The following is a 13,520-nucleotide window of genomic DNA, read 5'->3' on the forward strand; positions in this document are numbered from 1 at the left end:
ATGGAACCGGACCTCTCGGCGCTCGACGACTTCCTCGCGGAGAACGACTACGACGGCTACCTCGTCCACGCGGACTCGGAGGACTCAACGCAGTACTACCTCTCGGGGTTCGACGCGCCCGACCCGTTCGTCACGCTCTACGACGGACAGGTGCGACTGCTCTTCCACCGGAGCCTGGAGTTCGGCCGCGCCAAGCGCGAGGCCCGCGCCGCCACGGTCGAACGCTCGATCGACTACGGCTACGGCGAGTACAGCGAGGAGTACGGCCGTCGCGAGGCGACCTACCACGTGCTCGCCGACTTCCTCGACGCTTACGACGTGGAGTCGGTCGCCGCCCCGCCGCGGTTCCCCCTTCACACCGCCGACGGTCTGCGCGAACGAGGCGTGACAGTCACCGTCGACCGAGAGGACGCCGTCTCCGACATCCGCGCGGTCAAGACCGACGAGGAGGTCGACAACGTTCGGGAGGCCCAGCGGGCCAACGAGGCCGCGATGCACGCGGCGGAGGACCTGATCGCCGGCGCGGACGTGCGCGATGGAACGCTGTACTACGAGGGCGATCCGCTGACGAGCGAGGCCGTCAAGACGGAGATCGAGGTGACGCTCCTCCGCCACGGCTGTGCGCTGGACGAGACCATCGTCGCCTGCGGTGCGGACGCCGCCGACCCGCACGAGCGCGGGAGCGGCCCACTCGCGGCCGACGAACCGATCATTATCGACATCTTCCCCCAGAACAAGGCGACGAAGTACCACGCGGACATGACCCGCACGTTCTGCAGGGGCGAGCCCGACGAGACTGTCCGCGAGTGGTACGATCTGACCGAGGCGGCCTACCGCGCGGCGCTGGACGCGGTCGAACCCGGTGCGACAGGCGGTGACGTACACGACGCGGCCTGCGACGTGTACGAGGACGCCGGCGAGCCGACGCTTCGGAGCGACGAGGCGGCCGAGACCGGGTTCATCCACTCCACGGGTCACGGCGTCGGGCTGGACGTCCACGAGGGGCCGAGTCTCGCGCCCGGCGGGCCGGAGCTCGAACCGGGCCACGTGATCACGATCGAGCCCGGTCTCTACGACCCGGAGGTCGGCGGCGTCCGCATCGAGGACCTCGTCGTCGTCACCGAGGACGGGTACGAGAACCTCACCGACTACCGCGTCGAACTCACGCTGTAGCGGTTCGGTGTGGAGCCGGGTCGAACGGGTCGTGAACCGCCGAGCGGCGGGTCCGCAGTCACAATACCTAACCGCGCCGCTCCCGATCCGGTGGATATGACCGACTACACCACCGTCTCGATCCCGAAAGACCTGGCAGACCGCGTCGAGGAGACCATCGAGGGGACGAGCTTCTCCAGTACGAGCGACCTCGTCCGGTTCCTCCTCCGAAGTATCGTCATCCAGCACGAGCAACAGGGAGAGCTCACGGAGGCGGAGTTCTCGGAGATTGCGGACCAGCTCGAGGACCTGGGGTACCTGGACTGAGGCGGTGAACGGGCAGTTCGACCGGGCAGGACGGGGTTACTCCGGGAACTCCTCGGGCGGTTCGGCGTCCAGTAACTCGAGCGGCTTCTCCTCGCCGCGGCGGTCGAAGACGGCGATCGACTCGTCGTCCCACGGCGGGACGGCGACGAAGATGAACTGGTGGAAGTCGTCGCGCTGGCGGACGCGAAGCTCCCCGTTCGGGTGGGAGACGAACCGGCCCTGGGTCTGCCCGGCCGGCGTCCCGAGGTCGACGCCGAAGACGAAGTTGACCGAGCTCGCCGAGTCCGGGTAGTAGAAGTGGGTGAAAACCGGCGTCTCCGGCGGGAGATCGACGGTCGGGAGTTCCTCAGCGGGCGTCACGGACACGGAGATAGTCACCGGGTCGGGGTCGGACTCTCTGGCGAAGCGGAGACACGACTCGACCAGTCCGCGCGTAGCGTACACCACAGTGGACCTTTCGACGGACGGGGCAAAACTCCGTCGCTCGATTCGGTGTAACTGACGCCGTTACAGCAGGAATTCGCGGGCCGTCTTCGCGTAGAGCCGCGGCGTCCGCCGCCGCGACCCGTCGAGTGCGTCCGCCAGCGCGCCGGGCGCGTCGTCGAACACGCCCGCGCCGTGGCCGACCAGCACCCGTTCGGGCGCGAAGCGGCCGAGCGTCTTCGGCGGTTTCAGGCGGAGCGCCGGGTGGACGCCGAGGCGCTCCTCGCTCGTCAGGAAGTACGGCGTCGTCCCGAGGGCTTCGGCGACGACGAGCGTCCGCGCGTCTTCGTCGTAGAGGAACCCCTCCTTCCAGAACGGGTTGTCGACGAGCTTGTGGAGGTCGTAGCCCGTGTCGGGGAGGCCGCGACGGACGTACTCGACGGGGGCGTTGAGGTCCGACCTGACGTCGTCCATCCACTCGGGGACGAACACGGACACGTCGTGCCGTCTGGCGATGGCCGCCGCGTCACGCTTGTGGCGGTCGAGGAGCGTGACGACGCCCCGGACCGACCCGTGGTCGGCCAGCATGTCGTCCAGACCGCTGACGTCGACCGGGTCGACGAGCCACACGTCGTCGCCCTCGACGAGCGCGTGGCTGGCCCGCTGCATCGCCTCTTCGGGGTAGGCGATCCACCCTGTCCCGCCGTCCCACTGGTCTATCTCTCGCCACGACGACGCGCTCCCGGTGGCTTTCATCGGCATGCCTCGAGGTAGGAGCGCCCGCCACATAAGCGCCGATACCGACTCGTTGGGGCGCGCCGTCGGTTCCGCCCGCGACCGTCGTCCGCGGGTGGCGGGCCCCGCTCAGTCCAGTCGGCTGGTGTCGATGCTGACGCCGGGCGGGGTCACGACGAGGAACCCGCGGAACTGCATCAGGTCGCCGTCGACCTCCCGGACGTTCCGGGCGAACCCGGCCGCCAGTTCGTTGACGTCTCCCTCGATCGAGAGCACGAGCGTCTGTCCGTTCTCGATGGCGTCGATCCACTCCTCGTCGGGGGTCGTCCCGTCGAGGACGCCGAGGACGACCCGACCGCCGCCGTCCTTCTCGTCGCGTTCGTCGGTCAACTCCTCCTCGACCGTCTGGAGGTCGAGGTCGATCTCGCTCATACCACCCCCGTCGCGGTCGACCGAGAAAAAGGTGTGCGCCGGACGGGGGTCGGGCTACGGAGAGAGCGGCTACTCGAACAGGCCTCTCGCTCTCGTGTAGATAGGCTGTCCGAGCCAGGACCGCTGTTCCGCGAGCCGGTCGACCTTCTCCCGCGCCCGCTCGGTCTCCATCACCTCTCGCTTCACCAGCGCCTTCAGAACGATAGGTGAGATCGCGACTTCCGCGTCGCTGGCGGTCTGGAGTTCGGGGAGCGCCCTGAGGTCGTCGGTTATCAGGAACTCGGCATCGAGACGTCGCGTCAGGAGCGCGCAACTGCCCTCGCCGCGGTCGATTCGCGACGATTCGAGCGTCTCCGATACTTCGTGAGTCTCGAACTCGTCCCGGTTGTCGAGTACCGCCCGAGCGGCGGCTCCGTGCCTGTCGTCGTACTCGCTGGTGTCTTTCAGTTCACCGACGACCGTCTCTGTCGTGTGGACCTCGAACTCGGCGAGGACGGCGTCGACGGTGTCGACGGCGGCCAGCGAGACGAGCGCAGACGCGTCTGCGACGATCATCTACAGGTCCGCGAGGTCGTCGGCCAGTTCGTCGCCGCGGCCGAGCAGAGTCTTCGAGGCGCGAACGGACTCGGCGTCCTGCCGCCCGATGAACTCCTTCAACGCGTCGAACCCGATCTCGTCGTCCAGATAGAGTTCGACCACGGCCTCCCTGAACGCATCCTGATCCTCGATGTCGTCGAGGTAGCCCCGAAGCGCCTCGACGACGATCTCAGTCCGGTTCTTGTGCGAGACTTCGGCGGCCACGTCCGCCTTCTCGATCAGCTCCTCGGGGAGTCGAAAGTTGACGCGAGTCGTTCCCATGATCCGGTTCTGTGTGTACATTGTACCCACTCGTTTATAAGGATTGGCAGAGCTACCGTCACCCTCCCCACGGAGGGAGTCGAACGCGGCCCCGCTCAGTCGGTGAGCCGAACGGGAGGACCGCCGGACTCAAACCACCGCGGCGGCAATTCCGAATCATGAGCGACACCGAGGACGGCTGGGCGGACCGGCTCAGGGCGAACCGCGAGGAGAAAGACGACTTCTTCGGCGAGCATCCCCAATCGCCGATCCCGCCCGAGGAGCGCGACGACTTCGACGGCCTCGACTACTTCGACCCCGACGCCGACTACCGCGTCGAGGCGACCGTCACCGTCCACGAGGAACCGGACCCCGTCGAGATGGAGACCAGCGACGGCCGGACCGTCCGCTACGAACGGGTCGTCACGTTCGCGTTCGAACTCGACGGCGAGACCCGCGAACTCCACGGGTACAAGCAGACGCCCGACGACGACGCGCTGTTCGTCCCGTTCCGGGACAAGACCACGGGCCAGCAGACGTACAAGGGCGGCCGCTACATGGAACTGGAACCCGAGGGCGAACTGAGCGACGGCGGCGAGGTCACGATCGACTTCAACCTCGCGTACTCCCCCTTCTGCGCCTTCAGCGAGACGTTCTCCTGTCCGTACCCGCCCGAGGAGAACTGGCTGGAGACGACCGTCACTGCCGGCGAGCGCTACGAGTGAACGGCGGTATCTGATCGGCGCACGAACCGTTTCTGCCGCGACCGTCCGCTGACAGGCTTAACCGGGTCCGACACGTAGCGAGGGCAGTGCTTTCGGACACGCTCGGCCTGCATCACGTGTCGGTCGTCGCGGGCGACCCGACGGAGAACCGCCGGTTCTACGAGGACGTGCTCGGCCTCCGGTTCGTCCTCCGAACCGTGAACTTCGAGGAGCCGTTCGTGTATCACCTCTACTACGGCGACGAGCGCGGTGCACCCGGATCCGTCCTGACGTTCTTCACCTACCCCCGCGAGGAGCCCGGTCGGATCGGCAAACCCGACATCACCACCGCCGCGCTGCCGGTCCCCGCGGACTCGCTGGAGTTCTGGACCGACCGCTTCGACGACCACGGCGTGGACCGCGACCCGGTCACCGAACGCTTCGGCGACGCCGTCCTCCCGTTCCGCGACCCCGACGGAACGCGACTGGAACTGGTGGGCGTCGACGACGGTGCTGGGGATCCCCGGAACGGCGAGTCGGTGCCCGTCGAGCACGCGGTCCGGGGGATCCGCGGCGTCACGATGCGCTCGGCGGACCCGTACGTCACGGCGAGTCTGCTCACCACCTTCGGGTTCGAACTCGTGGCCGAACGCGCGGACGCCGTTCGCTACCGACTGCCCGGCGGCCGCGAGTCGGTCGTGGACCTGCTGACCGACGAGGCTCAGTACGGCCGGGAGGGGCGGGGTTCGATCCACCACGTCGCGCTGAGCGTCGAGAGCGAGGCGCAACTTCGCGAGTGGCGCGACCTGCTGGCCGACAGGGATCTGGACGTATCGCGGGTGAAGGACAGGCACTTCTTCCACTCGCTGTACGTCCGCGACGGCGCGGGGATCCTGTTCGAACTGGCGACCGAACGCCCCGGACTCGGCGTCGGGGAGCGCGAACCGTCGCCGGGCGAGGCGCTCGTGCTCCCGCCGTGGCTGGAGGAGGACCGCGAGATGATCGAGGGGCAACTGCCGCCGTTCGTGAGCGAGTGAACGGGGCCCTCGGGGTCACGTCGACTTCGGAACGACGGTCAGCTCCGGCAGGTCGGCCTCGAGTTCCTCGCGGCGGTCTTCGAGCCAGTCGGGGAGGACGAGATGCTCGCCGAGTTCGTCGACGTCCTCGTCGACGGTGTAGCCGGGCGACTTCGTGGCGAACTCGAAGAGCACGCCGGCCTCTGTCCGGGCGTAGATCGACTTGAACCACTTCCGGTCGATGATCTGCGTGGGGCGGAGGCCACGCTCGACGAGGGCGTCGTGCCACTGGGCCTGCTCGGCGTCGGACACCTGGAAGGCGACGTGGTGGACCGTCCCCGCACCGGACTTCCCCTGTGGCGCTTCCGGGTCTTCGAGGAGGTCGACGACGTAGCCGAGGTCGCCGTGGGCCTCGAAGCGCTGGCGGCCGCGGACGCTCTTGGTCGGGTGAAACCCCATCGTCTTGAGGAGGTTCGCGGTCTGGCTACCGGTCGACAGCGAGAGCGAGACGCCGAAAAAGCCGCGGATAGCGTGTTCCGCGGGGACGGGCCCCTCCGGCGGGTCGCCGTCCGGCGCGTCCGCGCGTGCGACGAGTTCGAGGTGCAGGCCGTCGGGGTCTTCGAAGGGGATCACGGTGTCCTCGAAGCGCTCGCGGGGCTCCTTCGTATCGACGCCGTGGTCGTCCAGTCGGTCGGTCCAGTACTCAACCGACCCCACGGGGATCACGAACTGGACCGTCGTCGCCTGACCGGTCCCGACGCGGCCGGGCCGGGCGTCCGTGTACGGGAAGAACGTCATGCTCGTGCCGGGACTGCCGGTCCTGTCCCCGTAGAACAGGTGATAGACAGACACGTCGTCCTGGTTGACGCTCCGCTTGACGAGGCGCAATCCGAGCGTCTCCGTGTAGAACTCGTAGTTCCGTCCGGGGTCACTCGCGATGGCTGTCACGTGGTGGATCCCGGGGATGTCGGCTGGCATGCGGACGGGTTGGAGTTCGACGCCGATAACCCCTTTGTCGGCACACTCAAACAGCCGAGATCGGAGAGTACGGACCCTCTCACAGACGGGCGAGCTACGGGGCTGACCCGTCCGCCGAGCGGCCGTTCGCGTCGTCGACGAGCGCGTCGACGAGGTCGCCGACCGCCGCGAGTTCGGCGTCCGTGATCCCGTGGTGCTCGCCCTCACCGATCCGGATGGTCACGTCGCCGCCGAGCGCCTCGAACGTCGCGGCGGTCTCGCGGAGGCGCTCGACCGGGACGTGCGGGTCCTCCTCGTGTCCGCCGACGAGGACCGGCGTTCCGTCGAGCGAGCCCTCGTACTCGCCGACGTCGGGCCCCATCAGGCCACCGCTCGACAGCGCGACGCCGCCGTACCGTCGCGGTGTGCGGGCGACGAACTCGGCGACGACGCAAGCGCCCTGTGAGATGCCGAGGACGACGACCCGCCCCCGTGGAATGCCCGCCTCGCGGACGGTCTCGACCGCGTCCCCGACGGCCGCGAGCGCCGACGAGAACTCCGGTTCGTTCGACTCGACGGGCGCGCGGAACGACCCGGGATACCAGCGGTCGAACGCGGCCCCGGGAGCGACCAGCGCGAGGCCGTGACGGTAGAATTCGTCGGCGAGCGCGACGATGCCCTCCGCCGTCCCGCCGCGGCCGTGGACGAGGACGGTCGCCGCCTCGGCCACGGACAGCGGCGCGCCCGCCGTCACGAGCGGCCGGTTCTGGTGGGGGCCGTCCATCTCAGAGCGCGCTCCCGCTCTCGCTCTCGGACGGGTCGGTCGTCGCTCGCTCGCACTCCGGCGTCATCTCCAGATGCTACGTCGGCAAGCCCCTTGAATCACGGTCGGTCGTCGGCCGCGGTGGCTCGGTCGGTCGTCGGCCGCGGTGGCTCGGTCGGTCGTCGGCCGCGGTGGCTCGGTCGGTCGTTGGCCGCGGTGACTCGGTCGGTCGTCGGCCGCGGTGGCTCAGTCGGCCGCCTGCCCGCCGTCGACCGGGATCGTGACGCCCGTGATGTACGAGGCGTCGGACGAGCAGAGGAAGGCGACGGTGCCGGCCATCTCCTCGGGGTCGGCGATTCGCCCCATCGGCACGTCCCGCATCGCCGACGTGTCGAACTCGGCCCGGGACGTCCGGATCATCATCCGGATCAGACGGACCACCGACCGAACCCGGTCGAGTATCGACGACGACCCGCCGGTCTCGCCCAGCATCCCGGACTGGATGTTCGTCTTCGTCGGTCCGGGGGCGATGGCGTTGATCCGGACGCCGCGTCCGGCGTACTCCAGCGCGACGGACTTCGTCAGGCCGACGACGCCGTGCTTGCTGGCGGAGTAGCTGGAGAGCCCGCCCATCCCCACGAGACCCGCCTCGGAGGCGGTGTTGACGATCGCGCCGCTCCCCTGGCGCTCCATGACCGGGAGTTCCGCCTTCATGCACGCCCAGATCCCCTTCAGATTGACGTCGACGATCCGGTCCCAGTTTGCCTCCGAGATCCCGGTCGTCTCCACGAAGTCGGTGAGGATACCCGCGTTGTTGTGGGCGAAATCGAGGCTCCCGTAGGTCTCGACGGCGACCTCGACCATCCGCTCGACCGAGTCGGTGTCGGACACGTCCACCTCGACGAAGGTCGCGTCCCCGCCGGCGTCCTCTATCAGGTCGACCGACTCGCGGCCCTGCTCGACGGCGACGTCGGCGACGACGACGTTGGCACCTTCCTCGGCGAAGCGCCGTGCCGTCGCGCGGCCGATACCCGACCCGGCTCCAGTCACGAGCGCCGTCTTCCCGGCTACTCCGTTCATGTCGCGATCCATCCGTCGACTCCGAGAAAAAATTTCGCCGCCGGTCGCCTACTCCGTCGGTTCGACGTTGTGGTTGAGTCGGAACAGGTTCTCCGGGTCCCACTCGTTTTTGACTTCTACCAGCCGGTCGTAGTTCTCGCGGTAGGCGGCCCGCTGGTCGCCGACCGCCTCGGGGACGAAGTTGGCGTAGACGCCGCCTGTCGCGTGAGGAGCCATCGCCTCGTGGAGGTCTCGCGCCCACGCGATGCACTCGTCGTCCCGTTCGGGGTCCTCCCACTGGGTGTGGATGTTCATGATGAACTCCGCGTCGCGGTGGGGATAGGCCGTCGCGTCCACGGGCTTTTCGTTTATCGCCCCGCCGAGGTTCGGGATGGCGATCTCGGTGTGCGGCGTCGGGATGGTCTCTCCGTACTCCATGAACGTCTCTATCATCTCGTCGGTGAGCTCGACGAAGTTGTGGGACTTCCAGTAGTGCCTGTTTCCGGCCGGAGCCAGGTCGTCGAACGCCTGCTGCCAGCCGGTGTAGGGGTGCGGTCCGACCGCGTCGGCGATCGGATCGCCGACGTCGCGGATCGGCTGAAGTACCTCTTCTCCCTCCTCGACGTCGCCGGCGTAGAACGTGGCCAGGATGACGACCTTCCGGCCGTGCCACTCCTCGGGGACGAACGGCATCGGCGGAGCGTGTCTGATGACGCACCAGACTGTCGCCTCGTCGGGCGCACTGGCGGTGAACTCGCGGTACCCCGAGAGGACCGCTCGCCCGTCGTCGAACGGATGGACGACCGGGCCGGACAGCACGGTCGGGCCGACCTCGTGCAACTGGAACTCGAAGGACGTGACGATCCCGAAGTTGCCGCCACCGCCTCTGAGCCCCCAGAAGAGGTCCTCGTGTTCGGTCTCGCTGGCGTGGACCAGCTCGCCCTCCGCGGTGACCACGTCTGCCGACAGCAGGTTGTCGACTGTCAGTCCGTACTTGCGCGAGAGCCACCCCCAGCCGCCGCCGAGGGTCAGCCCGGCGATACCGGTCGTCGAGTTGTACCCGGCGGGCGTGGCGAGCCCGAACGCCTGGGTCTCGTGGTCCAGTTCGTGGAGGACGACGCCCGGTTCGACGCGGGCGGTTTTCGCGTCCGGATCGACCCGAACGGAATCCATCGCCGAGAGGTCGATCACGAGGGCGTCGTCCGCCACGGCCCTCCCCGCGATGTTGTGTCCGCCGCCTTTCACCGAGAGATCGATGTCCTGCTCTCTGGCGAACGTGACCGCGCTGATGACGTCGGCGGCGCCGGCACAGCGAGCGACGAGCGCCGGGTGCTTGTCTATCATCCCGTTCCAGACCGTCCGTGCCTCGTCGTAGCCCTCGTCGTCGGGCCGGAGGAGCGACCCCCGGAGCGACACTTCGAATTCGGCGACCGCTTCGTCGTCCGATATAGGCGTCTCTGCTGACACTTGTAATTCACCCGTATGCTGATCAACGCGACGAGCCCCTGTGAACTGCTACCATTTTCACGCTGGCCGATCGTTTGATCGTTCGAGTGACAGTCTTCGAGGTTTGTCGAGAGCGCGGTCGCGCGAGCCGCAGTCGGTCGATCTCGGCGTTTGAACGACGAAGCCCCCGCGTTCGTCTACTTCCCGGAGAGCGCGGATCGCCGTCATCGAGGGGCGCCGGAGCGTGTCACGCGCTACCACTTCGGGGCACCGAGCGGAGACTTTATATGCTGCGAGGGAACACGATAGGGTACAATGTCCAACACTGAGGGCACGTCGGCTTCGCCGGCGGATCGAGTTCTTCCGGGGTACTCTAAATAGTACCTCTGAAGTAACTGAGGCACGCATTTTCGACACGACGCTCCGCGACGGAGAGCAGTCACCACGCACGTCGTTCTCGTACGAAGACAAGCGCGAGATAGCGGCCGTGCTGGACGACATGGGCACCCACGTCATCGAGGCCGGGTTCCCCGTCAACTCCGACGCGGAATTCGAGGCTGTCCGCGACATCGCGGAGTCGACCTCGACGACGACCTGCGGGTTAGCGCGGGTCGTCGAGAAAGACGTCGAAGCGGCACTGGACTCCGGCGTCGAGCTGGTCCACGTGTTCGTCTCGACGAGTGACGTACAGCTCGAAGACTCCATGCACGCGACCCGCGAGCAGGCCAAGGAACGCGCTATCGAATCGGTCGAGCGCGTCAAGGACGCGGGCGTGCAGTGCATGTTCTCTCCGATGGACGCCACCCGGACGGACGAGGCGTTCCTGATGGAGATGGTCGACGCCGTCAGCGAGGCGGGCACCGACTGGATCAACATCCCGGACACCTGCGGGGTCGCGACGCCCGGCCGGTTCCGCGACATGATCGCGAAGGTGGTCGACCGCACGGACGCTCAGATCGACGTGCACACGCACGACGACTTCGGGCTGGCCGCCGCGAACGCGCTGTCGGGCTACGAGGCCGGCGCCGCGCAGGCGCAGGTCTCGGTCAACGGCATCGGCGAGCGCGCGGGCAACGCGGCCTACGAGGAGGTCGTGATGGCCCTGGAGTCGCTGTACGACGTCGACACCGGGATCGACACGACGCGGATCACAGAGATCTCGCGGACCATCGAGGGCAAGAGCGACATCCCGGTGCCGGCGAACAAGCCGGTCGTCGGCCGCAACGCATTCTCCCACGAGAGCGGGATCCACGCGGCCGGCGTCATCGAGAACTCCGACACGTTCGAACCGGGGGTCATGACCCCGGAGATGGTCGGAGCGGAGCGAGAACTCGTCCTGGGCAAGCACACCGGCCAGCACTCGGTGCGAGAGCGCCTGGTCGAGGCGGGCTACGAGCCCACCGACGAGGAGGTACGCACGCTCACCCGGCGCGTCAAGGAGTTCGGCGCGGACGACAACCGCGTCACCATGGACGTCCTGGAGGAGTTCGCCCAGGACGTCGGCGTCGACCGCGAGGTCGACGAAGAGGAGGTCCGGGCGTAGGACGATGCCCGCCTCCACGTCCGCCGAACGCCCACAGCGAGAGCAAGACACAGCCGTGAGCCCCGCGGTCGGCCCGTCTGTGGGCACGACACGGAAAATTTATTGCCGCCGGTGTGCAGAACTACGTACTGATGAGAGAGTCCGCTGGACCGGACGGGGCCGAACTCGTCTCCAGCGGCGCTATTCGCGTTCGTATCGTAGGGGCCTTCTAGCCCCACAAGTCGCACACTTCGATTCTCGGCGGACGCATCGATTCGACCCAGTGCAACGACCACCCAACCAGACATGAGCGAGCAAACACCGGTGTCGCCGCCCGACGGCGAGACCACAGAGACGGACGAACAGACGACGAGAGAGACAGCGGCGGCGACCGACGAGGGCAGCGAGACCACCAACGACACCGTATCGACCGGCGCGGAGTCGGTCGTCGCGGCGCTCGAACAGGCCGGTGCGGAGACGCTCTTCGGGGTGCAGGGCGGGGCGATCATGCCCGTCTACGACGCCCTGTACGACTCGGAGAAGCTGACCCACATCACGATGGCCCACGAACAGGGCGCCTCCCACGCGGCGGACGCCTACGGCATCGTTTCGGGGAAACCGGGCGTCTGCCTGGCGACCTCCGGCCCCGGCGCGACGAACCTCGTGACGGGTATCGCCGACGCGTCGATGGACTCGGACCCGATGATCGCGCTGACGGGGCAGGTTCCGACGAACTTCGTCGGCAACGACGCGTTCCAGGAGACCGACACCGTCGGCGTGACCCAGCCGGTCACGAAACACAGCTACTTCGCCGACGACTCCGACACGGTCGGCACCGACGTCGGCGAGGCGTTCGCGCTCGCGGACGCGGGCCGGCAGGGGCCGACGCTGGTCGACCTGCCCAAGGACGTGACCAAGGGCGAGACCGACCGGTTCCCCGGCCAGCCCCAGACGCCGGACACCTACAACCCGCCGACGACGGCCGAACCCGAAGCCGTCGACGTCGCGGCGGCGGCGCTCGCCGAGGCGGAGCGGCCGGTGATCCTCGCGGGCGGCGGCGTCATCAAGGCCGAGGCGAGCGACGAGCTGCGCGCCTTCGCGAAAGAGTACCAGATCCCGGTCATCACGACGATGCCCGGCATCGGCTCCTTCCCGGAGACCCACGAGCTGTCGCTGGAGTGGGCCGGCATGCACGGCACCGGCTACGCCAACATGGCGATCACGAACACCGACTGCATGCTCGCCATCGGGACGCGTTTCGACGACCGCCTCACCGGCGACGTCGAGACGTTCGCGCCCGACGCCGACCTCGTCCACGTCGACATCGACCCCGCCGAGATCAGCAAGAACATCGAGGCGGACTACCCGCTGATCGGCGACGCGGCGGCCGTCCTCGACCAGCTCCACGACGCGATGCCCGTGGCCTACGAGGCGCTCGGCACCTCGTCCGAGGCGTACGAGGAGTGGCGCGAGCAGTGCCAGACGTGGAAAGACGAGTACGAGATGGAGTACGACATGCCGGAGGACGAACCGCTCAAGCCCCAGTACGTGGTCGAGCGGTTCTCCGAAGTGGCAGACGACGACGCCATCGTCACGACCGGCGTCGGCCAGCACCAGATGTGGGCCAGCCAGTTCTGGACGTTCACGGAGCCCCGCACCTGGGTCTCCAGTCACGGGCTGGGCACGATGGGGTACGGCGTCCCGTCGGCCATCGGCGCGAAGATCGCCGCACCGGACAAGGAGGTCGTCTGCTTCGACGGCGACGGCTCCTTCCTGATGACCGTGCAGGAACTCTCGGTCGCGGTCCGCGAGGACCTCGACGTGACGTACGTCGTCCTGAACAACGAGGCGGTCGGGATGGTCCGCCAGTGGCAGGACGGCTTCTACGAGGGCCGGCGGATGGCCTCCGAGTACCCGTGGATCCCGCAGTTCGACATGCTCGCCGAGGCGTTCGGCGCGCGCGGGTTCCGCCTGGAGGACTACGACTCGGTCGACGAGGTCATCGAGAAGGCGCGCAACTACGACGGCCCCGCGGTGATCGACGCGATCATCGACCCGGCGGAGAACGTCTACCCGATGGTCCCCAGCGGCGGGGACAACGGGCTGTTCGCACTGAACGGCGACCAGCTGGGAGATATCTAATGAGG

The 13,520-nt window shown here is 67.9% G+C and carries 15 protein-coding genes; 6 read left to right on the plus strand and 9 right to left on the minus strand.

Going from position 1 to position 13,520, the window contains the following annotated elements; all coding sequences use genetic code 11:
* Both D1409_RS02845 and D1409_RS02850 read left to right on the plus strand, forming a co-directional pair.
* Positions 1-1,173 (plus strand): M24 family metallopeptidase, encoded by a 1,173-nt coding sequence (locus tag D1409_RS02845; RefSeq protein WP_123533829.1) that lies wholly within the window; start codon positions 1-3, stop codon positions 1,171-1,173.
* 96 nt (positions 1,174-1,269) lie between these two features.
* On the plus strand, positions 1,270-1,479 hold the full coding sequence (locus D1409_RS02850; protein WP_123533831.1) for a ribbon-helix-helix domain-containing protein: 210 nt from the start codon (positions 1,270-1,272) through the stop codon (positions 1,477-1,479).
* A gap of 36 nt (positions 1,480-1,515) precedes the next feature.
* On the opposite strand, the gene D1409_RS02855 is transcribed toward D1409_RS02850, so the two are convergent.
* The 5 genes from D1409_RS02855 to D1409_RS02875 all read right to left on the minus strand — a co-directional run bounded on the left by D1409_RS02855 (position 1,516) and on the right by D1409_RS02875 (position 3,927).
* Positions 1,516-1,926, minus strand: coding sequence for a hypothetical protein (locus D1409_RS02855; protein WP_123533833.1), 411 nt, complete (start codon positions 1,924-1,926; stop codon positions 1,516-1,518).
* A gap of 60 nt (positions 1,927-1,986) precedes the next feature.
* Complete coding sequence (locus tag D1409_RS02860) at positions 1,987-2,664, minus strand: hypothetical protein (RefSeq protein ID WP_123533835.1); 678 nt, start codon at positions 2,662-2,664, stop codon at positions 1,987-1,989.
* Positions 2,665-2,766: 102 nt separating this feature from the next.
* Entirely contained in the window at positions 2,767-3,069 is a 303-nt protein-coding gene (locus tag D1409_RS02865) for a DUF5779 family protein (protein ID WP_123533837.1), read from the minus strand.
* Positions 3,070-3,138: 69 nt separating this feature from the next.
* Positions 3,139-3,624, minus strand: a complete 486-nt coding sequence (locus D1409_RS02870) for a hypothetical protein (RefSeq protein WP_123533839.1) — start codon at positions 3,622-3,624, stop codon at positions 3,139-3,141.
* The gene (locus D1409_RS02875; protein ID WP_123534806.1) at positions 3,625-3,927 is read right to left on the minus strand and encodes a ribbon-helix-helix protein, CopG family; all 303 of its coding nucleotides are present in this window, start codon (positions 3,925-3,927) and stop codon (positions 3,625-3,627) included.
* 158 nt (positions 3,928-4,085) lie between these two features.
* Between D1409_RS02875 and D1409_RS02880 the strand changes: the two genes are divergently transcribed.
* Both D1409_RS02880 and D1409_RS02885 read left to right on the plus strand, forming a co-directional pair.
* Positions 4,086-4,631 (plus strand): DUF1684 domain-containing protein, encoded by a 546-nt coding sequence (locus tag D1409_RS02880; protein ID WP_123533841.1) that lies wholly within the window; start codon positions 4,086-4,088, stop codon positions 4,629-4,631.
* Between the two features lie 86 nt (positions 4,632-4,717).
* Entirely contained in the window at positions 4,718-5,647 is a 930-nt protein-coding gene (locus D1409_RS02885) for a VOC family protein (RefSeq protein ID WP_123533843.1), read from the plus strand.
* A 15-nt stretch (positions 5,648-5,662) separates the two neighbouring features.
* Here the strand turns inward: D1409_RS02885 and D1409_RS02890 are convergent, their stop codons facing one another.
* The 4 genes from D1409_RS02890 to D1409_RS02905 form a co-directional block, all read right to left on the minus strand.
* Complete coding sequence (locus tag D1409_RS02890; RefSeq protein WP_123533845.1) at positions 5,663-6,604, minus strand: VOC family protein; 942 nt, start codon at positions 6,602-6,604, stop codon at positions 5,663-5,665.
* A 94-nt stretch (positions 6,605-6,698) separates the two neighbouring features.
* Positions 6,699-7,367, minus strand: a complete 669-nt coding sequence (locus D1409_RS02895; protein ID WP_123533847.1) for an alpha/beta hydrolase — start codon at positions 7,365-7,367, stop codon at positions 6,699-6,701.
* Between the two features lie 225 nt (positions 7,368-7,592).
* The gene (locus tag D1409_RS02900) at positions 7,593-8,426 is read right to left on the minus strand and encodes an SDR family NAD(P)-dependent oxidoreductase (protein ID WP_123534808.1); all 834 of its coding nucleotides are present in this window, start codon (positions 8,424-8,426) and stop codon (positions 7,593-7,595) included.
* Positions 8,427-8,474: 48 nt separating this feature from the next.
* Positions 8,475-9,872 carry an FAD-binding oxidoreductase gene (locus D1409_RS02905; protein WP_123533849.1) on the minus strand — a complete coding sequence of 466 codons (1,398 nt, stop codon included), beginning with the start codon at positions 9,870-9,872 and terminating at the stop codon, positions 8,475-8,477.
* Positions 9,873-10,176: 304 nt separating this feature from the next.
* On the opposite strand from D1409_RS02905, the gene D1409_RS02910 reads away from it, so the two are divergent.
* Both D1409_RS02910 and ilvB read left to right on the plus strand, forming a co-directional pair.
* The gene (locus D1409_RS02910) at positions 10,177-11,394 is read left to right on the plus strand and encodes a LeuA family protein (protein ID WP_123534810.1); all 1,218 of its coding nucleotides are present in this window, start codon (positions 10,177-10,179) and stop codon (positions 11,392-11,394) included.
* Positions 11,395-11,679: 285 nt separating this feature from the next.
* On the plus strand, positions 11,680-13,515 hold the full coding sequence (gene ilvB / locus D1409_RS02915) for a biosynthetic-type acetolactate synthase large subunit (RefSeq protein WP_123533851.1): 1,836 nt from the start codon (positions 11,680-11,682) through the stop codon (positions 13,513-13,515).
* Positions 13,516-13,520: the final 5 nt, after the last annotated feature.

The sequence above is a fragment of the Halosimplex salinum genome, from assembly GCF_003730195.1.
Classification (GTDB): Archaea; Halobacteriota; Halobacteria; order Halobacteriales; family Haloarculaceae; genus Halosimplex; species Halosimplex salinum.

Coding starts and splice junctions, on each gene's coding strand:
- D1409_RS02845 (WP_123533829.1), top strand. CDS start 1: ATGGAACCGGACCTCTCGGCGCTCGACGACTTCCTCGCGGAGAACGAC.
- D1409_RS02850 (WP_123533831.1), top strand. CDS start 1,270: ATGACCGACTACACCACCGTCTCGATCCCGAAAGACCTGGCAGACCGC.
- D1409_RS02860 (WP_123533835.1), bottom strand. CDS start 2,664: ATGCCGATGAAAGCCACCGGGAGCGCGTCGTCGTGGCGAGAGATAGAC.
- D1409_RS02865 (WP_123533837.1), bottom strand. CDS start 3,069: ATGAGCGAGATCGACCTCGACCTCCAGACGGTCGAGGAGGAGTTGACC.
- D1409_RS02870 (WP_123533839.1), bottom strand. CDS start 3,624: ATGATCGTCGCAGACGCGTCTGCGCTCGTCTCGCTGGCCGCCGTCGAC.
- D1409_RS02875 (WP_123534806.1), bottom strand. CDS start 3,927: ATGGGAACGACTCGCGTCAACTTTCGACTCCCCGAGGAGCTGATCGAG.
- D1409_RS02880 (WP_123533841.1), top strand. CDS start 4,086: ATGAGCGACACCGAGGACGGCTGGGCGGACCGGCTCAGGGCGAACCGC.
- D1409_RS02890 (WP_123533845.1), bottom strand. CDS start 6,604: ATGCCAGCCGACATCCCCGGGATCCACCACGTGACAGCCATCGCGAGT.
- D1409_RS02895 (WP_123533847.1), bottom strand. CDS start 7,367: ATGGACGGCCCCCACCAGAACCGGCCGCTCGTGACGGCGGGCGCGCCG.
- D1409_RS02900 (WP_123534808.1), bottom strand. CDS start 8,426: ATGAACGGAGTAGCCGGGAAGACGGCGCTCGTGACTGGAGCCGGGTCG.
- ilvB (WP_123533851.1), top strand. CDS start 11,680: ATGAGCGAGCAAACACCGGTGTCGCCGCCCGACGGCGAGACCACAGAG.